Here is a 22,364-nt window from a genome sequence, read left to right as displayed (position 1 = left end):
GGTCCTCTCCTCCTCCCTTGGGGCCTTCGGACTGCGCGGCGACCTCCTTTTCCTCCTCCCTTGGGGGTCGCCGCCCTCCTTTCCTCCCCCACAAAGCGCGGCACGGCCGCTTTCCCTTCCCGTCCCGCTTCGCTAGACCGTGCGCGACTGACGGATGCGCCCCGCCGTGCGGGGCCTGGCACGGGACGACGACCATGGCGATGGACAAGACCTTCGACGCGCAGGAAGCCGAGGCACGGCTCTACGCCGCTTGGGAAGAGGCGGGCGCGTTCCGCGCGGGCGCCCATGCGCGGGACGGCGCCGACACCTTCTGCATCATGATCCCGCCGCCGAACGTGACGGGCAGCCTGCACATGGGCCACGCCTTCAACAACACGCTGCAGGACATCCTCGTGCGCTGGCACCGGATGCGCGGCGACGACACGCTGTGGCAGCCCGGGCAGGACCATGCCGGCATCGCCACGCAGATGGTCGTCGAGCGCAAGCTCGCGCAGGAGGGCAATGCCGGCCGGCGCGACCTGGGCCGCGAGGCCTTTCTCGAGAAGGTCTGGGAGTGGAAGGGCCAGTCCGGCGGCACCATCATCAACCAGCTGAAGCGGCTCGGCGCATCCTGCGACTGGTCGCGCAACGCCTTCACCATGTCCGGCGCCCCCGGCGCGCCCGCGGGCGAGGACGGCAACTTCCACGACGCGGTCATCAAGGTCTTCGTCGACCTCTACGACAAGGGCCTGATCCACCGCGGCAAGCGGCTGGTGAACTGGGACCCGCATTTCGAGACCGCGATCAGCGATCTCGAGGTCGAGAACGTCGAGACGCCGGGCCACATGTGGCACTTCAAGTACCCGCTCGCCGGCGGTGCGACCTACACCTATGTCGAGCGCGACGCGGACGGCACCGTGCTGTTCGAGGAGGAGCGCGACTACATCTCCATCGCGACCACGCGCCCCGAGACGATGCTCGGCGACGGAGCGGTCGCGGTGCACCCGTCGGATGCGCGCTACGCGCCGATCGTGGGCCAGCTCTGCGAGATTCCCGTGGGGCCGAAGGAACATCGCCGCCTGATCCCGATCATCACCGACGAGTATCCCGATCCCGATTTCGGCTCGGGCGCGGTCAAGATCACCGGCGCGCACGACTTCAACGACTACGCGGTGGCCAAGCGCGGCGACATTCCCTGCTACCGGCTGATGGATACCGCGGCGCGCATGCGCTCCGACGGCGCCCCCTATGCCGAGGCCGCCGCCCTCGCGCTGTCGGTCGCCAAGGGCGAGCGCAGCCTGACCGAGACCGAGGTGGACGCGGTCAACCTCGTCCCCGACGCGCTGCGCGGGCTCGACCGGTTCGAGGCGCGCGCCCGCGTGGTCGAACAGATCACCGCCGAGGGCCTCGCGGTCATGGTGCCGCCCACCGATCCGCGGCTCGGGACCAAGGCCCCCGCGGCCCCCGAGGAAGGCGGCGAGGCGCGCGCGGATCAGCTCGTGCCGCTAGTCGAGGCGAAGCCCATCATGCAACCCTTCGGCGACCGCTCGAAGGTGGTGATCGAGCCCATGCTGACCGACCAGTGGTTCGTCGACACGACGAAGATCGTCGGGCCGGCGCTCGATGCGGTGCGCGACGGCACGGTCACGATCCTGCCCGAGCGCGACCGCAAGGTCTATTTCCACTGGCTCGAGAACATCGAGCCGTGGTGCATCTCGCGCCAGCTGTGGTGGGGGCACCAGATCCCGGTCTGGTACGCGCCCAATCCCGGCGGCGGCACCGAGTGGCACCATGTCTGCGCCGCGACCGAAGCCGAGGCGATCGACAAGCTGCGCGTGCTCTGGGGCGAGGACGCCGATTTCCGGGTGACCGCCGACGAGGCCGGCGCGCTGGAACTGCTGCAGGACTATGTCGAGAGCGCGGACAGCGGGATCGCGACCGGGCAGCGGCAAGCGCCGCGCACCGTCCCCGTCTTCCGCGACCCCGACGTGCTCGACACGTGGTTCTCGTCCGGGCTCTGGCCCATCGGCACGCTCGGCTGGCCCGAGGAGACGGCGGAACTGAAGCGCTACTTCCCGACCTCGGTGCTGATCACCGGGTTCGACATCATCTTCTTCTGGGTCGCCCGGATGATGATGATGCAGTATGCGGTCGTCGGCGAACGGCCCTTCGACACCGTCTATGTCCACGCGCTCGTCCGCGACGAGAAGGGCAAGAAGATGTCGAAGTCGCTCGGCAACGTGCTGGACCCGCTGGACCTGATCGAGGAATACGGCGCGGACGCCGTGCGCTTCACCCTCGCCTCCATGGCGGCGATGGGCCGCGACCTGAAGCTGTCGAAGGACCGCATCGCGGGCTACCGCAACTTCGGCACCAAGCTCTGGAACGCCTGCCGCTTCGCCGAGATGAACGGCGTCTTCGCGCCGGATGTGGCGAGCTGGGACATGCAGGCGCCGCGGCGGCAGACAGCGAACGCCTGGATCGTGGGCGAAACCGCGAAGGTGCGCGAGGAGGTCGACGCGGCCCTCGGCGCGTTCCGCTTCAACGACGCGGCAAACGCGCTCTACAGTTTCGTCTGGGGCGTCGTCTGCGACTGGTATGTGGAGTTCGCCAAGCCGCTTCTGTCCTCCGACGCGCCCGAAACCGTGCAGGAGACGCGCGAGACCATGCGCTGGGTGCTCGACCGCTGCCTGCGCATGCTGCACCCGTTCATGCCCTTCGTGACGGAGGAACTCTGGTCCGAACTGGGGCTCGGCGCGGACATGCTGGTGGTTACCGACTGGCCGCAGGACGCTGCGGCGGCCCTCGTCACACCCGAGGCCGAGCGCGAGATGGCCTGGGTCATCGCGCTGATCGAGGGCGTGCGGTCCGCGCGCGCGCAGATGCGCGTGCCGGCGGGCATGGAGGTGCCGCTCCTCGTGTTGGGTCTCGATGCCGACGGCGACCGCGCCTGGCAGGCGAACGAGGCGCTGGTGAAGCGGCTCGCCCGCATCGCCACGCTCGAGCGGGTCGAGAGCTTCCCCAAGGGCACCGTGACCATCCCCGTTGGGGGGGCCACCTTCGGCATGCCGCTGGAGGGCCTCATCGACGTGGGCGAGGAGATGGCCCGCCTCGACAAGACGCTCGGCAAGCTCGGCAAGGAGATCGGCGGCCTGCGCGGCCGGCTCTCGAACCCGAAATTCGTCGAGAGCGCACCCGACGAGGTGGTCGAGGAAACGCGCGAGGCGCTTGCGGCGCGCGAGGAGGAGGAATCCGCCCTCCGCACCGCGCGCGAGAGGCTGGCCGAGATCGGCTGAGCCCTTCCGCGACGGAAACCGCACGGTTTCCGATACAATCCGCGGGTCGCCATTGGCAGCGACTCGCGACTGGAATATGTTGGGCCGCGTTGACAGCGAAAGGGTCAAGCGTGCTGGACAACCGGCTCCCCTCCACTCCCGACACGGCCACTCCCTCCGGCCCCGCGACGCTCGCGGAGCCCGGGCCGCGTGCGGGCCGCGGACGGGTGGCAGAGACGGTCTCGCAACGCCTGCGTGTGTTGACGCGGCCCCAGCACGATGCCACCGAGGCAGCCTTCGCGCCGTTCACCGACGATCCGGCCGGCCGGCTCGACTGGTTCCTCGCGGCGCAGGCGATCGCGCTCGACGCCCTCCTCGCGGCGCGCGAGGGCGCGCCCGCACCCGAGGAAGGCCGCGTCGCGGACGAATTGCGGGACGCGCTCGCCGCGGATTGCGCGGCGCGCGGGCAGACTGCCCTTCCGGGCCTGAAGGCGGCGGCGCCGCTCGACACGCTTGCGGTCGGGTACATCGTGCTCGGCTCGCGGCTCGGGACGGTGGTGCTGGCCGAGATGCTGGCGCGCACCGGCGCGCGGCGCCCCGCGGCCTTTTCCCTGGCCATGCCGGCCGGGGCCTGGCGCGCCTTCCGCGCGCGCCTCGACCTCCTGCCCCCGGACGGGACGCGCGCCGCGCGTGTCGCCGCGCATGCGGGCCGGGGCTTTGACGTTTATCGGGCGGCGGCGGCGCTCGCATGGGATTATTGCGAAAGACCGACGCCATGAGCCAGATCTCCTCGACGCACGACACGTTCGGCACCGACCTCACCGAATGTGACCGGGAGCCGATCCACCTGCTGGGCCGGGTCCAGAGCTACGGCGCGCTCCTGGCCGTCTCCTCGGACTGGATGGTGCAGTACGCCTCGGCGAACCTCGCCGACATGATCGGGCCCGGGGCGCACGACCCGCTCGGCCGCCCCCTGGCGGACATCCTGCCCGACGAGGCGCTGCGGCTCGTCCGGGCGCGCCTGCGCAACATCGAGGGCGGCGAACGGGCCACGCGGATCTTCGATTTCCCGATCCAGGACCGGCATTTCGACGTGTCGGTGCACCAGAGTGGCCGGCACCTCGTGATCGAGTTCGAGCCGCGCACCGGCGAGAACGCCGACGACGTGCTCGCCGCCACCTACCCGCTGATCCAGCGGGTGCGGAACGGCACCACCGTGGAGGAGGTCGCGCAGCAGGCCGCGCGCGGGCTGCAGCTGCTGTCCGGCTTCGATTCGGTCATGGTCTACCAGTTCCAGAAGGACGCCTCGGGCAAGGTCATCGCCGAGGCGCGCGACGGTGACCGGCCGAGCTATCTCGGCCTGCGCTTTCCGGCCTCCGACATTCCGCAGCAGGCGCGCGCGCTCTACAGCCGGTCCCTGCTGCGGCTCATCGCCGACGTGAACGACCCCGGCGTGCCGATCCGGCCCGACCGCTCGCCCGAGGGCGACCCGCTCGACCTGTCGCTCGCGGTCACGCGCGCGGTGTCGCCGGTGCACATCGAGTACCTGCGCAACATGGGCGTCGGCAGCTCCATGTCCGTGTCGATCATGAAGGACGGCGCGCTCTGGGGTCTCTTCGCCTGCCACAGCAGCAAGCCGCGCTTCGTGCCGTTCGAGACGCGCACCGCGATCGAACTGTTCGGCCACCTCTTCGCCTACGAGCTGACGCGGCTGCAGGAACGCAAGCGCACCGACACCGAAAGCGGCATCCGGGCGCTGCAGAGCCGGCTCATGCATGCCATGGCCGACGGCAGCGACCTTGCCGAGAGCCTCGTCGCGGTGTCGGACGAGCTGGGCGCCACGATTCCGCACGACGGCATGGCGCTGTTCACCGACGGGCGGCTCACCCTGTCCGGCAGCACGCCGGGCGCGGCGGACTTCGCGGCCCTCACGCGGTTCCTGAACACGACCGCCGCCTCGCGGGTCTACGCGACCGATGCCCTCGGCCGCGACCTGCCCGCGGCCGAGGCCTATTCCGACGCTGCGGCGGGGATGCTTGCCATCCCGATCTCGCGCAGCCCGCGCGACTACCTCGTGCTCTTCCGGCGCGAGGAACGCCAGACCGTCACCTGGGCCGGCAAGCCCGACAAGGTCGAGGACGGGCTGCGGCTTTCACCGCGCAAGAGCTTTGCCGCGTGGGAACAGGAGGTGCGTGGCCAGTCCCTGCCGTGGGACGCCGACGCGCTGCAGGCGGCCGACGCGCTGCGCGCGCTGCTGCTCGAGATTTTCCTGCGGATCAGCGACGCCGCGAACGCCGAGCGCAAGCGCGCTCAGGAACGGCAGGAACTGCTCATCGCCGAGCTGAACCACCGCGTGCGCAACATCCTGAACCTCATGCGCGGGCTCATCTCGCAGTCCCGCCGGTCCGAGACGACACTCGACCGCTTCGCGTCGAGCCTCGATGGCCGCATCCAGGCACTGGCCCGGGCGCACGACCAGCTCACGCGCACCGAATGGGCGCCCTGCTCGCTGATCGAGCTCATGCGGCTCGAACTCGCGGCCTATGTCGAGGACACGGACCGCGCGCGGATCGTGGGCGACGACGTGCTGGTGGCGCCTGACGCGTACTCGACGCTCGCGCTCGTCCTGCACGAGATGACGACCAACTCGGTCAAGCACGGCGCGCTCGGCGCGGCGGGCGGGCGGCTCGAGATCGCGCTGACCCGCGACGCCGCCGGCGCGGTCGAGATCGCCTGGGTCGAGACCGGCGGCCCGGTGGTGCGCCCGCCCGAGCGGCGCGGCTTCGGCACCGCGATCGTGGAGCGGTCGATTCCCTACGAGCTGCACGGCGAGGCCGAACTCGACTACCGCATGACCGGCGTCCGCGCCCGGTTCCGCGTGCCGCCGCGCCACCTGTCCGAACCCGAGAACATCGTGCCTCTCCAGCGGGTGACCGTCGCGTCCGGCAAGCCCGCGGCGCGGCTGACCGGCCGGGCCCTGGTGGTCGAGGACGCCATGATCATCGCCATGGACGCGGCCGACATCCTGTCGGATCTCGGTGCCGGTCACGTGGACATCGCCGCGAATGTCGAGGAGGGCCTCGCGCATGTCGCGGCGAACACCTACGAGGTGGCGCTGCTCGATGTCGACCTCGGTGGACAGCAATCGGTGCGCGTGGCCGAGGCGCTCGCGCGGCAGGGTGTGCCTTTCGTGCTGGCCACGGGCTATGGCGAGAACGGCGACCTGCGCATGCTCTACCCGCCCTGCCGGATCATCCAGAAGCCGTTCTCGAACGACACGATCGCGGCCGCGCTGGCCGATTCGGGGTTCGCCACGCGCTGACGGGCCGCATGCCCGGAGGATCCCTCTCCGGGCAGGTCCCATCCGGGTCCCGTGCAGGGCCCGCGGCGCCCGGGCGTGACCCGCCGGGGTCGATGTTTCGGCCGATGACATTTCTCCGCCCGATCTTCACGAACGCGCGACCCTGATGGACACACCTGCCTCGGCGTTACGTCCGGGCACGAGTGTCAGGCGGCGGAGCGTCATGAAGAAAGCGTTGAAAATCATCCTCGGTCTTTGCGTGATCGCGCTGTTGGGCGCGGTGGGGCTCGTGGGGACCGACCTTCTGCTCGCGCAATCCGAGGACGCCCAGGAGGGCGGCGGCGAGAGCCGCGAGGCCACGCGTGTCGGCGTCGTGTCGCCCGAGACACGGGACATCGACGACGCGGTTTCGGTGATCGGATCGCTGATGCCGGTGCGGGCCGTCGACCTCGTGCCCTACGCGACCGGCCGCGTCACGGAGGTCGCGGTGATCTCGGGCCAGCAGGTGGCCGAAGGCGACCTGATCGTGCAGCTCGACGACAGCGCGCCGCGGGCGGCACTCGCCGAGGCAGAGGCGACGCTCAGCGAGACGCGGCAGGAGCTCGCCCGGATCGAGGAGCTGAACGACCGCAACACCGCCGCCGAGGCGAGCCTCGAGGAGGCGCGCGCCGCCTTCGTCCGGGCGCAGGCCGCCGTCGAGGCCGCCCGTGCCGATATCGAGGACCGCCGGGTCACCGCACCCTTCGCGGGCACCGTCGGTCTCGTCGACATCGAGGAAGGCGCGTTCCTCGACACCTCCTCGCCGGTCGCACGGCTCGTCGACCTGTCCTCGGTAGAACTCGACGCGGCGCTGCCAGAGCAGTATTTCGACCGCGTGCGACCGGGGCTGTCGGTCAGCATCACCGTCCCCGCCTACCCGGACGAACGGTTCGAGGGCGAGGTCGCGGTGCGCGCGCCGGAAATCGACCCCGCCTCGCGGACCTTCCCGGTTCGGGCCGTGTTCGAGAACGACGCGCGACGGCTCGCCGGCGGCATGTTCGCCGACGCGCGGCTCGTCTTCGGCACCTACGAGGGGCTCGCGATCGCCGACGACGCGATCATCAGCGAGGGCCTGACGACCTATGTCTACACCGTCACGGACGGCACCGCGCAGCGCACCGACGTCGTGGCAGGCGCCTCGCTCGGCGCGCTGACCGAGGTCGAGGGGCTCGATGCCGGGGCGCAGGTGGTCGTCACCGGCTGGGACCAGCTGTCAGACGGCGCGCCGGTCGAGATCGACGAAACCGTTCCGCGCGAGGCCCTCGAGTGACCCTTCCCGATCTCAGCGTCCGCCGGCCGGTCCTGGCCACCGTCGTGTCGATCCTCATCGTGGTGCTCGGCATCGCGGGCCTCATGCGCATGCCGGTGCGCGAGTTGCCCGACACCTCGACCGCCGAGGTGACGGTCAGCGTCTCCTATACCGGCGCGGGGCCGAGCGTGGTCGACAACGAGATCGCCAGCGTCGTCGAGGGCGCGATCTCGACCGTCGCGGGCATCGACCGGATCGAGACGGAATCCGAACTCGGCGGGTCGCGCACGGTCATCACCTTCAACCAGGACCGCGACATCGACCAGGCGGCATCGGACGTGCGCGCCGCGGTGCAGTCGGTCTCGGGCGACCTGCCCGAGGAGGCCGACGAGCCCGAGGTCGAAAAGAACGACAGCCAGGGCGACCCGATCATCTGGATGACGATGACCTCGGACCAGCTGTCGGCGTCGGCGCTCACGGACTACGCCGACCGTTTCGTGGTCGACCGCTTCGAGACCCTGAACGGGGTTGCGGCGGTGCAGATCTACGGCGACCGGCCCTATGCCATGCGCATCTGGCTCCGTCCCGAGGCGATGGCCGCGCGCGGCATCACCGCCAACGACATCGCGGCCGCGCTACGCGCCAACAACCTCGAACTGCCCTCGGGCCAGCTCGAGAGCGCGTCGCGGAACTATCTCCTGCGCACGGAGACCCGGCTGAGCGATGTCGAGGATTTCGAACGCCTCGTGGTCCGGCGCGAGAACGGCAGCATCGTGCGGCTCGAGGACGTGGCGCGGGTCGAGATCGGCACCGAGACCGACGATTCCGTCTTCCGCTCGAACGGCGAGACGGCGATTGGCCTGGGCGTGCTTCGGCAATCCTCGGCCAACACGCTGTCGATCTCGTCCGAGGTCAACGCCGAGGTCGCGGAGATCCAGGCGGACCTGCCGTCCGGCACGACGCTTTCGGTGACCTCCGACGACGCGGATTTCATCCGCAACTCGATCTGGCAGGTCCTGTCGACGCTGCTCATCGCCGTGGCCATCGTGGTCGCGGTCATCTACGTCTTCCTGACCTCGTTGCGCGCCACCGTCGTGCCCGCCGTGACCATCCCGATCGCGCTCCTCGGCGCCTGCGCCGGAATCGCCTTCGCGGGTTTCTCGGTCAACGTGCTGACGCTCTTCGCGCTGATCCTCGCGATCGGCCTCGTGGTCGACGACGCCATCGTCGTGCTCGAGAACATCCAGCGCAAGGTCGAGGCGGGTGATGCGCCAAACGAGGCCGCCCGCGCCGGCGCGAACGAGGTGTTCTTTGCCGTCGTGTCGACCTCGCTGACGCTCATCGCGGTGTTCGTGCCGCTCTCGTTCCTGTCGGGCGAGATCGGCAAGCTCTTCAGCGAGTTCGGCATCACCCTGGCGATCGCCGTCGCGATCTCGACCTTCGTGGCGCTGACGCTCTGCCCGGTCATCGCGGCGCGCGTGCTGCGCCAGGGGGGCAACACGGGCCGCTTCTCGCGCCTCGTGCACGGCGTCACGCGGCGGATGTCCGAAGGCTATCGCAGCCTCCTGTCGCGGGCGATCCGGATGCCGGTCCTCGTCCTCGGGATCGCCGCGGCACTGAGCGGGATGTCGTGGACGCTCTACCAGGCGCTGCCCTCCCAGCTGTCGCCCGACGAGGATCGCGGCGTCTTCTTCGTCAGCATCTCGGCGCCCTCCGGTTCTGCCCTCGGCCTCACCGATGCCGCGGTGCGCGAGGTCGAGGAGCTGATCGCGCCCTACCGCGAGGACGGGATCGTGGCCGACACCATCTCCATCGTCGGGCAGTACGGCGAGACCGGACGCGCCTTCATCGTCGCGGTCATGGAACCCTGGGGCGAGCGCGAGATGGCTCCGCGCGACGTCGTGGCCGAACTGACCCCGAAACTCGACGCGATCACGCTCGCGAGCGTGCGCAGCTTCGCCCCCTCGGGGCTCGGCGCGGGCAGCGGCTCGGGGCTCGAGCTCATCGTGACCGCGCCGAGCTTCGACGCGGCGGCGGACTATTCCGCGCAGATGGAGGAACGGCTGCGCGCCGAGCCCGGCATCGTCGGCGTGCGCCGCGGCTACGAGGTGAACACGCCCGGCTACGACATCACCGTGAACCGCGACCTCGCGCGCGACATCGGCATCGACGCGCAGACGGTGTCGGACGCGGTGCGGGTGTTCTTCGCCTCGGCCGAGGTGACGGAGTTCATCTCGGAAAACCGCCAGTACCCGGTGATCCTGCAGGCCCCCGAGGACCTGCGCGCGAGCCCCGACGACCTGCGCCGGCTGAACGTGCGCAGCGGTACGGGCGACCTCGTCGCACTCGACGGGCTCGTGACGCTCGAACGCCGTGCCTCGGTCGACGCCTACAACCGCTTCGACCGGCAGCCCTCGGTCGAGATCAGCGCGGCGCTCGGAGAGGGCGTGAACATCGGCGAGGCGATCGAGCGGATCGAGACCATCGCCGAGGATCTGCCGTCGGACATGCAGATCTTCTATGCAGGCCAGGCCGAGACCTACCAGGAGACGTCCGGCGGCATCGTCGTGACCTTCGCGCTCGCGCTGCTCGTGGTCTTCCTCGTGCTTTCCGCGCAATTCGAGAGCTTCATTCAGCCGGTGGTCATCATGCTGTCGGTGCCCCTCGCGGTCGCGGGCGCGCTCCTGACGCTGCTGGCCGTGGGCGAGGCCGTGAACATCTACACGCAGGTGGGCATGGTCATGCTGATCGGCCTCATGGCCAAGAACGGCATTCTCATCGTGGAGTTCGCGAACCAGTTGCGCGAGCAGGGCAAGTCGGTGCGCGAGGCGGTGATCGAGGCGTCCGCGGTGCGGCTGCGGCCGATCCTGATGACGGTCCTGTCGACGGTTCTGGGCGCGCTGCCGCTCGTGATCTCCTCGGGCGCGGGCGCCGAGAGCCGGTTCTCCATCGGCATCGTCATCATCGGGGGCTTCCTCGGTGCCTCGATCCTGACGCTGTTCCTAACACCGGTCCTCTACGACCTGCTGCAGCGCGACCGGCCCGAGGCGGCGGAGGCAGGCGGGACAGCGGACGGGTCCGGCGCGCCCGCGTCGACCTGAAGCCCGGGCGCCTTCGGCAGGCGCGGGCACTCTCCGGACCCGGTGATCTTGGGTGAACCTGGGGAGGAGTGGTGCCGGCAGAGGGACTCGAACCCCCGACCCTCTGATTACAAATCAGACGCTCTACCAGCTGAGCTATACCGGCACGACGGCTCCAATACGCGCTGCGCGGGTCGGGGACAAGGCCGCGCTTACGGGGATCGGCGCTGGACTTCATGTCGGGCTGCCGCATCCTCAGGGTGTCACAGAGAGGAGATTCCCCATGCGCGCCATCCTTCCCCCCCTCGCCTGCGTGCTGGGCGCGGCGCTGGTCGTGCCGGCGGCGGCCCAGCAGGCGGCCGACGCCATCGCGCCCGAGGCCGCGACCGCGCAGGATGCCGAGGCGTTCGCCGACCTGGGCTCGGAGGTCGCCGCGGCCTTCGAGGCAAAGGCCGCGGGCCGGCCGGTCGAGGCCGAGGAGTGGATGGTCGTCGCCGCCAATCCCGTCGCGGTCGCCGCGGGGGCCGAGGTGCTGCGCGGGGGCGGCAGCGCCGCGGATGCCATGGTGGCGGTGCAGACGGTGCTCGGCCTCGTCGAGCCGCAGAGCTCGGGCCTGGGCGGCGGCGCGTTCCTCGTCTGGTACGACGCCGAGACGGGCGAGATGACCACGCTCGACGGGCGCGAGACCGCGCCGCTCGCCGCACGGCCGACGCATTTCCAGGACGAGGACGGCGAGCCGCTCGCGTTCTTCGACGCGGTGGTGGGTGGGCTGTCGGTCGGCACGCCCGGCACGCCCGCGCTTCTCGAGGAGGCCCATCGGCGCTGGGGCCGGGCGAACTGGGCCGACCTCCTCGCGCCCGCGATCGCGCTCGCCGAGGAGGGGTTCGCCGTCTCGCCGCGGCTTGCCGCGGCCATCGCCGAGGACGCGGACTATCTCGGCCGGTTTCCCGCGACGGCCGAGTATTTCCTGCCGGGCGGCGCCGCACCCGCCCCCGGCGACACGTTCATGAACCCGGCCTATGCCGAGACTCTGCGCGCCATGACGACGCGGGGCGCCGAGGCCTTCTATACCGGCGACATCGCCCGCGGCATCGTCGACACGGTGAGGACCGCCGAGGGCAATCCCGGCAACCTCGACCTGATCGACCTCGCGCTCTACGAGGTGATCGAACGGGCGCCGGTCTGCGCCGCCTACCGCCAGCACGAGGTGTGCGGCATGGGTCCGCCGTCGTCGGGCGCGCTGACGGTCGGGCAGATCCTCGGCACGCTCGAGGCCTTCGAGCTGGCGGGCGGACCCGGCGACGCCGAGACGTGGCGGCTGATCGGCGACGCCTCGCGGCTCGCCTTCGCCGACCGCGGCCGCTACATGGCCGACACCGATTTCGTGCCGATGCCGACGGCGGGGCTCGTCGATCCGGCCTATCTCGCGACGCGGTCGGCGCTCATAGCCGGGCGCGACAGCGCGCTCGAGGAGGCAACGCCGGGCACGCCCGACTGGGATCACGCGCTGGTCTGGGGCGACGACGTGTCGATCGAGCTCCCGTCGACCTCGCACATCTCGATCGTCGACGCCGAGGGCAACGCGTTGTCCATGACCACGACCATCGAGAACGGCTTCGGCTCGCGGCTCATGGCACCGGGCGGGTTCCTGCTGAACAACGAACTCACCGATTTCAGCTTTGCGACGCACGAGGACGGCCGGCCCATCGCCAACCGGCTCGAGCCGGGCAAGCGGCCGCGGTCGTCCATGGCGCCGACCATCGTCCTGCGCGACGGCCAGCCCGTGCTGGTCGTGGGCTCGCCCGGCGGCAGCCGGATCATCGGCTACGTGGCGCAGGCCATCGTCAACGTGATCGATTTCGACATGGACGTGCAGCAGGCCGCAGCGGCGCCGCACGTGCTGAACCGCTTCGGCACCATGGATCTCGAGGCCGGCACCGACGCCGAGGCGCTGGCCGGCCCGCTCGGCGAGGCCGGGTTCGAGACCGAGGTGGGCGAGCTCAATTCGGGCCTGCACCTCATCGCCATCGGGCCGGACGGCCTTCGGGGCGGTGCGGATCCGCGCCGCGAGGGGATCGCGCTCGGGGACTGACACCCCGCGCCGTCCGCCCCTGGATCACCGGGGCGGAATGTCTCCCTCGGCGCGGGCAGCATGGAACCCGGCCTCGAACCCGGCGAAGGTCCCGGCTGCGACAGCGGCCCGGATCCCCGCCATAAGTTCCTGGTAGTAATGGAGATTGTGCCACGTCAGCAGCATGCCCGCGATCATCTCGCCGGACCGCACGACGTGGTGCAGATAGGCGCGGGAATAGCTGCGGCAGGCGGGACAGGTGCAGGCCTCGTCGAGGGGACGGGGATCGTCGGCGTGCCGCGCGTTGCGCAGGTTGACCTGCCCGCGGCGGGTCCAGGCCTGGCCGGTGCGGCCGGACCGCGAGGGCAGCACGCAGTCCATCATGTCGATGCCGCGCGCGACGGCGCCCACGATGTCGTCGGGCTTGCCCACGCCCATCAGGTAGCGCGGGCGATCCTCCGGCAGCATGTCGCAGGCGGTGTCGAGGCAGGCGAACATCGCCTCCTGCCCCTCCCCCACGGCGAGCCCTCCCACCGCGTAGCCGTCGAAGCCGATCGCCTTCAGCGCCTTGGCCGATTCCGCGCGCAGGTCCGGTTCGAGCCCGCCCTGCTGGATGCCGAAGAGCGCATGTCCGGGCCGGTCGCCGAAGGCGTCGCGCGAGCGCTGCGCCCAGCGCATCGACAGCCGCATCGACGCCTCGATGCGGTCGCGCGGCGCCGGCAGGGCCGGGCACTCGTCGAAGGCCATCACGATGTCAGACCCCAGAAGCTTCTGGATTTCCATGCTTTTCTCGGGAGAAAACATGTGGCGCGAGCCGTCGATATGGCTCTTGAAGGTGACGCCGTCCTCGGTGAGCTTGCGCAGGTCCGAAAGGCTCATCACCTGGAAGCCGCCGGAATCGGTGAGGATCGGGCGGTCCCAGTTCATGAAGGCGTGAAGCCCGCCGAGCCGTGCCACGCGCTCGGCGCCGGGGCGCAGCATCAGGTGGTATGTGTTGCCGAGGAGGATGTCGGCGCCGGTCGCGGCGACGCTGTCGGGCAGCATCGCCTTGACGGTGCCGGCCGTGCCCACGGGCATGAAGGCGGGCGTGCGGATCTCGCCGCGGGGGGTCGAGATGCGGCCGGTGCGGGCCTTGCCGCAGGTGGCGTCGAGGGTGAAGGAGAAGCCGGACATGTGCCGTCCTCTGCCGCATCCGGAGGCCCTCGGCAAGGCGGGAAAGACGGGCCCGCAGGGATATGGCACGCGTATGGCCCGGGTATGGCCGGCGCCACGGTCCCGCTTGTCCCGACTCGGGGGCGCCGCTAGCATCGCCTGCACAGCGCGACCGACACGAACAGGGGAGGACAGGACATGTCCGACACCCAGTCCGACGCCCTGCCGCCACGGCGCAGGGCCGGTGCGCTGACGCCCGCGGACCTTGCGACGGTCCTGCGCGCGGGCGCCGCCGACTTCCGCGCCGCGCCGCAGTTCGGGCTCTTCTTCAGCGCGGTCTACGTGGTGCTCGGGCTCGCGCTTCTGCAGCTTGGCGCGGGGCTCTTCACCTGGACGCTGACGCTGACGCTGGGCTTTCCGCTGGCGGCGCCCTTCCTCGCGGTCGGCCTCTACGAGGTGTCGCGGCGGCGCGCGCGGGGCGAGCGGCCGCGCTTCGCCGACGTCCTCGGGGTGGTCTGGACCGAGCGCACGCGCCAGATCCCCTGGGCGGGCGCGATGATCCTCCTTTACGTGCTCTTCTGGAGCTTCTTCGCGCACCTGCTCTTTGCCCTCTTCATGGGGCCCTCGGCCATGCGCGGGCCGGCGCAGGACCTCGCCACCTACCTCTCGGGGGCGGGCCTCGCCATGGTGCTGACCGAGCTCGGCTTCGGCGGCGTGCTGGCCTTCCTTCTCTTCGCGCTGACGGTGGTGAGCCTGCCCATGCTCCTCGACCGCAAGGTCGACGTGGTGACCGCCATGCGGGCGAGCCTGCGCGTCACCCGCGAGAACCCGGCCACCCTGATCCTCTGGGCCGCGATCATCGCGGGGGCGACGTTCCTCGCCCTCCTGCCCTTCTTCCTCGGGCTCTTCGTGGTCCTGCCGGTTCTCGGCCACGCGAGCTGGCACCTTTACCGCCGGGCGGAGGCTGCGGGCGCGCTCGACCGGACGGGGCGCCGCGTCACGCATCCTTAACGGCCGGGCCTCACCTTGCCGCCGCGCGCGGGGCTTGATAGCCCGTCCGCGCGCGACCGACGAGGAACGCCTCATGACCGACATGCCCGATCCCGCCCAGAACCTCATCCGCTTCGGCTGGGAGGAATGGGTGGCCCTGCCCGATCTGGGCCTGCCCGCGCTGCGCGCGAAGGTCGATACCGGCGCGCGCACCTCGGCGCTGCACGCCTCGGACATCGAGACGTTCGGATCGGCGCAGGCGCCGCAGGTGCGCTTTACCGTGCATCCGGTGCCGGGACGGGACCACCCGGTGATCCCCTGCTCGGCCAAGGTCGTCGACCGCCGCATGGTCACCTCGTCGAACGGCGAGAGCGAAAGCCGCTACGTCATCCGCTGCACGCTGACCGTGGGCGGCGACAGCTGGCCCATCGAGCTGACGCTGACCAACCGCGCCAGCATGGCGAGCCGGATGCTGCTCGGGCGCGAGGCGCTGAAGGACCACATCACCATCGTGGCGACCGACCGCTTCCTGCAGCCGGAACTGTCCTACGACGTCTATGCCAGCGGCCGGGTCCGCAGCGCCGCGCCGAACCGGGCGCTGCGCGTGGCGGTGCTGAGCCGCGAGAACAACTATTCCACCCGCCGCCTGGTCCAGGAGGGCGAGGCACGCGGGCACACGGTCGAGGTGATCGACACCACGCGCTGCTACATGGCGATCAACGCCATGGCGCCCGAAGTGCATTACGATGGCGCCCGCCTGCCCCGCTACGACGCGGTGATCCCGCGCATCGGCGCCTCGATCACCGCCTACGGCACCGCCGTGATCCGCCAGTTCGAGACCATCGGGACGTTCTGCGTGAACGGGTCCGAGGGCATCACCGCGTCGCGCGACAAGCTCTACGCCCACCAGCTGATGGCGCGGCACAAAATCGGCATGCCCAACACGGCCTTCGCCTCGTCGCCCAAGGACACCGATTCGCTCATGCGGCTCGTGGGCACGGCCCCGATGATCGTGAAGCTGCTCGAATCCACGCAGGGCAAGGGCGTGGTGCTGGCCGAGACCAAGAAGGCCGCGCAATCGGTGATCGACGCCTTCCGCGGCCTGCGCGCGAACTTCCTCGTGCAGGACTTCGTGAAGGAGGCGGCGGGCGAGGACATCCGATGCCTCGTCGTGGGCGGCAAGGTCGTGGCGGCGATGAAGCGCACGGGCGCCGAGGGCGATTTCCGGTCGAACCTGCACCGCGGCGGCTCGGCGCAGGTGGTGCGCATCTCGAAGGCCGAGCGCGAGACCGCGGTGCGCGCGGCGCGGGCGTTCAAGCTGAACTTCGCGGGGGTCGACCTCCTCCGGTCCGAGAGCGGGCCCAAGGTGCTCGAGGTCAATTCCTCGCCCGGCCTCGAGGGCATCGAGACGGCGACGAAGAAGAACATCGCGGGGCTTCTCTACGACCATATCGCCGAGCGCGTGCGCCCGGCGCCGGTGCGGCGCGGCAAGCTGATCTGATCAGGCGCCGGGCTTTGCCGCGAGGCCCATGTACTGGATCCAGGTGAGCGGCAGCGGCCCGAAGGTCATGTCGCCGCGCCGGTTCAGCCCGCGCGGCCCGAGCCCGGTGAAGCGTCCTGGCGTCAGCCCCGCCGCCGAGAGCGCGCTGCGCATCTCCGAGGGCGTGATGAACATGTCCGGATCGTGCGTCCCCCTCGGCAGGAGGCCCACCACGTCCTCGGCCATGGTGACGGCGACGAAGCTGGCAAGCCGGTTGCGGTTGATCGTGTCGAACAGGAACGTTCCACCGGGACGCAGGACCCGCGCGCTTTCCTCCAGGACGCGGTCGAGGTCGGCCACGTGTTCCAGCACGTCGACGCAGACGACGGCATCGAAGGCCCCGTCGGCATAGGGCAGGTCCTCGCCCGTGCCGGTGTCGTAGCGGATGCCGAGCCCCTCGGTTTCGGCATGGGCGGCGGCGGCGCGGATCGCCTCGCCCGCCGGGTCGATCCCGGTGACGCGGGCGCCGCGGCGGGCGAGCGCCTCGGCCATGAAGCCGCCGCCGCAGCCGAGATCGAGCACGTCGCGGTCCTGCCAGTCCACGTGCCGGTCGAAGAAGGCGAGTCGCCCGGGCACGAGGTTGCGCAGCGTGCGCAGCCAGCGGACCTCGTCCGACCACCAGCGGCCGGCCTCGCTGTCGTAGATCGTCAGGTCGTTGCGGGCACTGTCAGCCATCGGCGGGGTCCTCGGTGAGCGGGGCGCGGGAGGGCCGCGCGCCGGGCAGGATGTAGGGCACCCGCGCCTGGTAGCGGGCGAAGCGGTCGCCGAAGCGGGCGCGGTAACGGCGTTCCTTGAGCGCGCCGGGCGCGATCAGGTTGTAGGCGGTGAGGCCGGCGGCCAGCAGCAGCTGGTCCGGCGTCCAGACCGGAACGGTCCAGAGGACGAGCGAGAAGCCCACGTAGATCGGCTGGCGGATGACCCGGAAGAGCCCGCGCACCGGCATGTCGGGCCAGGGCGCGGCGCGGTCCTGCACCATGGACATCCATCCGAGCGCGCCCGATTGCAGCTCGGCGCCCGCGTCGAGGTTCGATTTCATCAGGAAGAGCCAGGACGCCCCGTGCAGCGCGGCCACGATCCAGAGCGCCGTCCCCTCGGCGCGCCACCAGACGATGCCGGAGGGCGTCCAGAGCGTGAAGAGCGCGAGGAGCTGAAGCGAGGCGATGATCGTGTAGGTGGTGCTGACGAGCGTGCGGCCGTGCCCGCGGGCGCCGCCCGGGGCGAGATGCGGCAGCACGCGGCCCGCGCGGGTGTTGAGCAGGAGCGAGTGCAGGAACGGGAACTGCACGAGAAGCGCCAGGTTGGCGAGCGCGGCCCAGGGCCAGGGCACGGCGCCGATTCCTGCGGTCATGCCCGACCAGAGGCCCACGACCATCGCGAGGATGGCCGCGGCGAACACGAGGTGGCAGAGAATACCCCAGGCCCATGCCGCGAGGATGCGGGGGCGGCCCGGCGGCGGGTCGAGGAGCCCCGCCACGAGCGCGACGAGGCGCCAGACCGGGTGCGGGTCCTGCGGCGGGCGCGTGCGGGCCGTGTCTGGCGGGGTCATCTGGTTCATGCGGCGGGAGATATCGCCCCGCCCCGCCCCGACCAGTGCGGCGCCCGGCCGCGGCCGCCGCGGCCGCGCAGCCCCCGGGGCCCTTTACCCGGTTCCGCCCATTTCCTATATCTTCACTCAACTACTCCGGATTTCCGAAGGCAGAGGACCCCGTCGCCATGACCGAAGCGAGCCCCAAGCTGGAAGGCGCGCCGCTGATCGCGCCGTCCTCGACCGACCATCCGCTCTACGACCAGGTGGTCGAGGCGTGCCGCGGCGTCTACGACCCGGAGATCCCGGTCAACATCTACGACCTGGGCCTCGTCTACACGATCGAGATCTCGGCCGAGAACGAGGTGCGCATCATCATGACGCTGACCGCGCCGGGCTGCCCGGTCGCGGGCGAGATGCCGGGCTGGCTGGCCGACGCGGTCGAGCCCATCGCGGGGGTGAAGCAGGTCGACGTGGAGATCACCTGGGACCCGCCCTGGGGCATGGACATGATGTCGGACGAGGCGCGGCTGGAGCTGGGCTTCATGTGAGGCGCCACGCCGCGCGATCCGGGCAGGATGGGCCGTCGGAACGTTCCGGCGGCCTTTTTTCGTGTCGCCGCGCGGGCCGCCTGTCACGGGCCGGCCGCGGGACGCGCGGGGCGTCATGAAAACGTAACGGGGATATCACGCGGCCGTCATCAAGTGCTAGCATCCGGAAGCTCCAACATTTCAGAGAGGTTTCCCGATGATCCGCGCCCTTCTTCTCGGCTCCGCGATGGTCGCGCTGCCCGCGGCAGCTTTCGCGCAGGACGAGGCGGCCGCCTATTCCGACGGCCTGAGCTACGGCCCGCGGCCCTTCTTCCTGATCGACAAGATGGAGGACGGCCCGCTCAAGCAGGAGCTGATGTCCTGCATGGGCCAGACGCCCGAGCGCACGAAGTTCTCGATCGGGCACCGCGGCGCGCCGCTGATGTTCCCCGAGCACACGGTGGAATCGAACCACGCCGCCGCCGGCCAGGGCGCAGGCGTGCTCGAATGCGACGTGACCTTCACGGCGGACAAGGAGCTGGTCTGCCGCCACGCGCAGAACGACCTGCACACCACGACGAACATCGTCGCGACGGACCTCGCGTCGAAGTGCACCACGCCGTTCTCGCCCGCCTCCGGGGACACCGAGGCCACGGCCGAGTGCCGCACCTCGGACCTGACGCTCGAGGAGTTCCGCACGCTCGAGCCCAAGATGGACGCAGCCAACGCCGCCGCGACCACCGCGGAGGAGTACCTCGCCGGCACCGCCGACTGGCGCACCGACCTCTACGCCAACGACGCGACGCTGATGACGCACGCGGAATCCATCGCGCTCTTCGACCGGCTGGGCGCGGACTTCACCCCCGAGCTGAAATCGGCCTCGGTCGAGATGCCCTTCGACGGCTTCAGCCAGGAAGACTACGCGCAGAAGCTGATCGACGAGTACAAGGAGGCGGGCATCGATCCGTCGCGGGTCTGGCCGCAATCCTTCGACTTCAACGACGTGGTCTACTGGATCGAGAACGAGCCCGAGTTCGGCGCGCAGGCGGTCTACCTGATGGACGACAGCTCGATCGAGGGCCTCGACGGGATGGACCCGGAGACCTGGGGCTTCGTGCCCGAAGAGCTGAAGGCGCAGGGCGTGAACTATGCCGCCCCCGCGATGCCGTTCCTCGTGACGCTGGACGAGGCGGGCGAGATGGTGCCGTCCGAACTGGCGCGGCAGCTCAAGGACGCGGATATCGGCATCATCGCGTGGACGCTGGAACGGTCCGGTCCGCTGGCGAACGGCGGCGGCTGGTACTTCCACACCGTCACCGACGCCATCGACCGTGACGGCGACTACTACGAGATCCTCGACGTTCTGGCGCAGGACGTGGGTGTCGAGGGCGTGTTCTCGGACTGGCCGGCGACGGTCACCTACTACGCGAACTGCAAGGGCCTCTGAGCCCCTCCCGAACCGCACGGTCGCGCGCCGTCCCTGCCCGGGGCGGCGCGCGTTTTCGTGCCGGGGGGACAGCATCGGAACGGTCCAGCGTGCCGGGTGCGCTTGCCCGCGGGGCCGCGATCGTGTCTGCTGCCCCGCGAGGTGGCAGCAACCGGGCAGGCGGAATGACGGAACGGGCGGCGGTCCTGACGGGCGACATCGTCGGGTCGCGGAAGGCGGGGCGCGAGGCGGTCGAGGCGAGTTTCGACACGCTGGCGCGGAGCCTTTCGCGGATGGCGCCGTGGTGCGGCGGCCCGGCACGGCTGACGCGGTTCCGCGGCGACGGCTGGCAGGCGCTGGTGCCCGAGGGCGCGCGCGCGCTGCGCGCGGCGCTGGTCCTGCGCGCCGACCTGCGCGCCGAGGACCGGCCCGCCATGCGCGTCGCGATCGGGCTCGGCGGCGCCACCCGGACCGGCAGCCGCGACCTGTCCGACGCGGACGGCCCGGCCTTTCACGCCGCAGGCGACGCGCTCGACGCCATGGGCCGGGGCACGCGGCTGGTCCTCGCGGCCCGGGGCGCCCCGGCACTCGCCCCGGCGCTCGTCACGCTCTGCGACGCGGTGAGCCGCGGCTGGAGCCGGGCGCAGGCCGAGGCGGCGGCGCTGGCGCTGGTGCCCGCCCCGCCGACCCAGGCCGAGATCGCCGCGCGCTTCGGCATCAGCCAGCAGGCGGTGGCGGCGCGGCTCGACGGCGCGGGAGCCGAGGCGCTGGAGGCGGCGCTCGAGGCCTTCGAAGGTGCCGTGCCGGGGTCCGGGACATGACGGGCGGCCACAAGCCCGAGGGGTTGTTTCTGAATTTACAAGCCTTAGGGCTTGTGAGGAAAGCCGCATGACCGGCGCGGCCGAGACCTTTGCCGTCCTCCTCCTGGCCCATGCGCTGGCGGACTTCGTGTTCCAGACCGACGCGATGGTGAAGCGCAAGGACCGCATCGCGACGCAGGGCCTGCACGCGGCGATGGTGCTGGCGGCGAGCTTTGCCGCGATCGCCGCGCCCACGTGGCAGGCGGCGCTGGCCGCGCTGGCGATCGCGGTCAGCCACGCGGTGACCGACCGGATCAAGCGGATGCGGGCCGACACGCTCCTGCCCTTCTGCCTCGACCAGCTGGCGCATCTCGCGGTGCTGGGCGTCGTCGCGCTGACGCTGCCCGGGCTCTGGCACGCGAGCGCCTGGCAGATGCTGCCGGCGCCGGTCGCGGCCTCCCTGCCCGTCCTCTGCGCGCTGGCCGCGGGGCTCATCGTGACGGTGCGCGCCGGCGGCTTCGCGGTCGAGAAGCTGCTCGCGCCCATGCGCGCCCACGCGGTCCGCCGCGCGGTCCTGTCGGGAAGCCTGCCCAACGCGGGCGCGCGGATCGGCGCGCTCGAGCGGCTTCTGACCTTCATCCTGGTGCTCGCCGGCCAGCCCACGGGCGTCGCCTTCCTGATCGCGGCCAAGTCGATCCTGCGCTTCGACGCCACCCGCGGCGACCGGGCCATGGGGGAATACGTGATCGTCGGCACGCTGGGATCGGTCGCCTGGGCGCTCGCCGGCAGCTACGCAACCGCGGCCCTGATCGGCCGCCTCGGAGGACTGCCATGACCGACGCGACACGCCAGCGCGACCGCATGGTGCGGGGCGATCTCTACGATCCGGGCGATCCGGAGCTTTCGGCGGCCCGCAAGCGGGTGCAGGGGCTCCTGCGGGACTACAACGGCACGATCTTCGGCGATTCCGGGCGGGCGGAGCTGCTGGACGCGATCCTGGGCGGGATCGGCGCGTCGACCGAGATCCGCGCGCCGGTGCACATGGATTACGGGTTCAACGTCACGCTCGGGTCGCGGGTGTTCCTGAACCACGGCTGCATCCTTCTCGACGTGTGTCCGATCCGGATCGGCGACGACACGCAGATCGGGCCCTACGTGCAGATCCTGACCGCGGATCATCCGCGCGACCGCGAGACGCGCGAGGCGGGGCTCGAGTTCGGGCGTCCCGTCACCATCGGGCGGGCGGTCTGGATCGGCGGCGGCGCGCTGATCCTGCCGGGGGTCACCGTGGGCGACGGCGCGGTGATCGGCGCGGGCGCCGTGGTGACGCGCGACGTGGCCGAGGGGGTCACGGTCGCGGGCAATCCGGCACGCCCCCTTGTTCGCAAGGCCCCGACCGACTAGATC

Annotated in this window: 16 protein-coding genes and 1 tRNA gene; 13 read left to right on the top strand and 4 right to left on the bottom strand. The window is 70.9% G+C overall.

The annotated features are described in order from the left end of the window. The first annotated feature begins 194 nt into the window (after positions 1-194). The 5 genes from RISW2_RS19280 to RISW2_RS19260 all read left to right on the top strand — a co-directional run bounded on the left by RISW2_RS19280 (position 195) and on the right by RISW2_RS19260 (position 10,944). Entirely contained in the window at positions 195-3,275 is a 3,081-nt protein-coding gene (locus RISW2_RS19280) for a valine--tRNA ligase (RefSeq protein ID WP_043774148.1), read from the top strand. Between the two features lie 239 nt (positions 3,276-3,514). Beyond that, entirely contained in the window at positions 3,515-4,033 is a 519-nt protein-coding gene (locus RISW2_RS23665; protein WP_051492176.1) for a heme oxygenase-like domain-containing protein, read from the top strand. Then, positions 4,030-6,576: an HWE histidine kinase domain-containing protein gene (locus tag RISW2_RS19270; protein WP_043774147.1), complete on the top strand. Its 2,547-nt coding sequence runs from the start codon at positions 4,030-4,032 to the stop codon at positions 6,574-6,576. Before RISW2_RS23665 ends, RISW2_RS19270 begins: the two co-directional genes overlap by 4 nt. A gap of 202 nt (positions 6,577-6,778) precedes the next feature. Further along, on the top strand, positions 6,779-7,864 hold the full coding sequence (locus tag RISW2_RS25095; RefSeq protein WP_043774146.1) for an efflux RND transporter periplasmic adaptor subunit: 1,086 nt from the start codon (positions 6,779-6,781) through the stop codon (positions 7,862-7,864). Continuing rightward, positions 7,861-10,944: an efflux RND transporter permease subunit gene (locus tag RISW2_RS19260; protein ID WP_043774145.1), complete on the top strand. Its 3,084-nt coding sequence runs from the start codon at positions 7,861-7,863 to the stop codon at positions 10,942-10,944. Before RISW2_RS25095 ends, RISW2_RS19260 begins: the two co-directional genes overlap by 4 nt. 69 nt (positions 10,945-11,013) lie before the next feature. Here RISW2_RS19260 and RISW2_RS19255 read toward each other — a convergent pair. Next, positions 11,014-11,089, bottom strand: a tRNA-Thr gene (locus RISW2_RS19255). 117 nt (positions 11,090-11,206) lie between these two features. On the opposite strand from RISW2_RS19255, the gene ggt reads away from it, so the two are divergent. Continuing rightward, complete coding sequence (gene ggt / locus RISW2_RS19250) at positions 11,207-13,015, top strand: gamma-glutamyltransferase (RefSeq protein ID WP_043774144.1); 1,809 nt, start codon at positions 11,207-11,209, stop codon at positions 13,013-13,015. A gap of 24 nt (positions 13,016-13,039) precedes the next feature. Here the strand turns inward: ggt and tgt are convergent, their stop codons facing one another. After that, positions 13,040-14,167: a tRNA guanosine(34) transglycosylase Tgt gene (tgt, locus tag RISW2_RS19245; RefSeq protein WP_043774143.1), complete on the bottom strand. Its 1,128-nt coding sequence runs from the start codon at positions 14,165-14,167 to the stop codon at positions 13,040-13,042. Positions 14,168-14,344: 177 nt separating this feature from the next. On the opposite strand from tgt, the gene RISW2_RS19240 reads away from it, so the two are divergent. Both RISW2_RS19240 and rimK read left to right on the top strand, forming a co-directional pair. Further along, complete coding sequence (locus tag RISW2_RS19240; protein WP_051492175.1) at positions 14,345-15,157, top strand: DUF2189 domain-containing protein; 813 nt, start codon at positions 14,345-14,347, stop codon at positions 15,155-15,157. 73 nt (positions 15,158-15,230) lie between these two features. Continuing rightward, complete coding sequence (rimK, locus tag RISW2_RS19235) at positions 15,231-16,637, top strand: 30S ribosomal protein S6--L-glutamate ligase (protein ID WP_043774142.1); 1,407 nt, start codon at positions 15,231-15,233, stop codon at positions 16,635-16,637. Here rimK and ubiG read toward each other — a convergent pair whose 3' ends face one another. After that, positions 16,638-17,351: a bifunctional 2-polyprenyl-6-hydroxyphenol methylase/3-demethylubiquinol 3-O-methyltransferase UbiG gene (ubiG, locus tag RISW2_RS19230; protein ID WP_043774141.1), complete on the bottom strand. Its 714-nt coding sequence runs from the start codon at positions 17,349-17,351 to the stop codon at positions 16,638-16,640. It lies immediately after the preceding gene. Further along, complete coding sequence (locus tag RISW2_RS19225; RefSeq protein WP_051492174.1) at positions 17,344-18,222, bottom strand: methyltransferase family protein; 879 nt, start codon at positions 18,220-18,222, stop codon at positions 17,344-17,346. Before RISW2_RS19225 ends, ubiG begins: the two co-directional genes overlap by 8 nt. A gap of 167 nt (positions 18,223-18,389) precedes the next feature. Between RISW2_RS19225 and RISW2_RS19220 the strand changes: the two genes are divergently transcribed. The 5 genes from RISW2_RS19220 to RISW2_RS19200 all read left to right on the top strand — a co-directional run bounded on the left by RISW2_RS19220 (position 18,390) and on the right by RISW2_RS19200 (position 22,361). Then, positions 18,390-18,752, top strand: coding sequence for an SUF system Fe-S cluster assembly protein (locus RISW2_RS19220; RefSeq protein ID WP_043774140.1), 363 nt, complete (start codon positions 18,390-18,392; stop codon positions 18,750-18,752). Between the two features lie 196 nt (positions 18,753-18,948). After that, positions 18,949-20,178 carry a glycerophosphodiester phosphodiesterase family protein gene (locus RISW2_RS19215; RefSeq protein ID WP_043774139.1) on the top strand — a complete coding sequence of 410 codons (1,230 nt, stop codon included), beginning with the start codon at positions 18,949-18,951 and terminating at the stop codon, positions 20,176-20,178. Between the two features lie 164 nt (positions 20,179-20,342). Next, complete coding sequence (locus RISW2_RS23660) at positions 20,343-20,978, top strand: hypothetical protein (protein WP_051492173.1); 636 nt, start codon at positions 20,343-20,345, stop codon at positions 20,976-20,978. A gap of 67 nt (positions 20,979-21,045) precedes the next feature. After that, the gene (locus RISW2_RS19205; protein WP_043774138.1) at positions 21,046-21,792 is read left to right on the top strand and encodes a DUF3307 domain-containing protein; all 747 of its coding nucleotides are present in this window, start codon (positions 21,046-21,048) and stop codon (positions 21,790-21,792) included. After that, the gene (locus RISW2_RS19200; protein WP_043774137.1) at positions 21,789-22,361 is read left to right on the top strand and encodes a sugar O-acetyltransferase; all 573 of its coding nucleotides are present in this window, start codon (positions 21,789-21,791) and stop codon (positions 22,359-22,361) included. The genes RISW2_RS19205 and RISW2_RS19200 overlap by 4 nt, the downstream gene beginning before the upstream one ends. Positions 22,362-22,364 lie beyond the last annotated feature (3 nt).

Origin of the sequence: Roseivivax isoporae LMG 25204, from assembly GCF_000521865.1 — a bacterium.
Classification (GTDB): Bacteria; Pseudomonadota; Alphaproteobacteria; order Rhodobacterales; family Rhodobacteraceae; genus Roseivivax; species Roseivivax isoporae.
The sequence above is the reverse complement of the archived record's forward strand: the minus strand, read 5'-3'. Positions and strand labels throughout refer to the sequence as shown.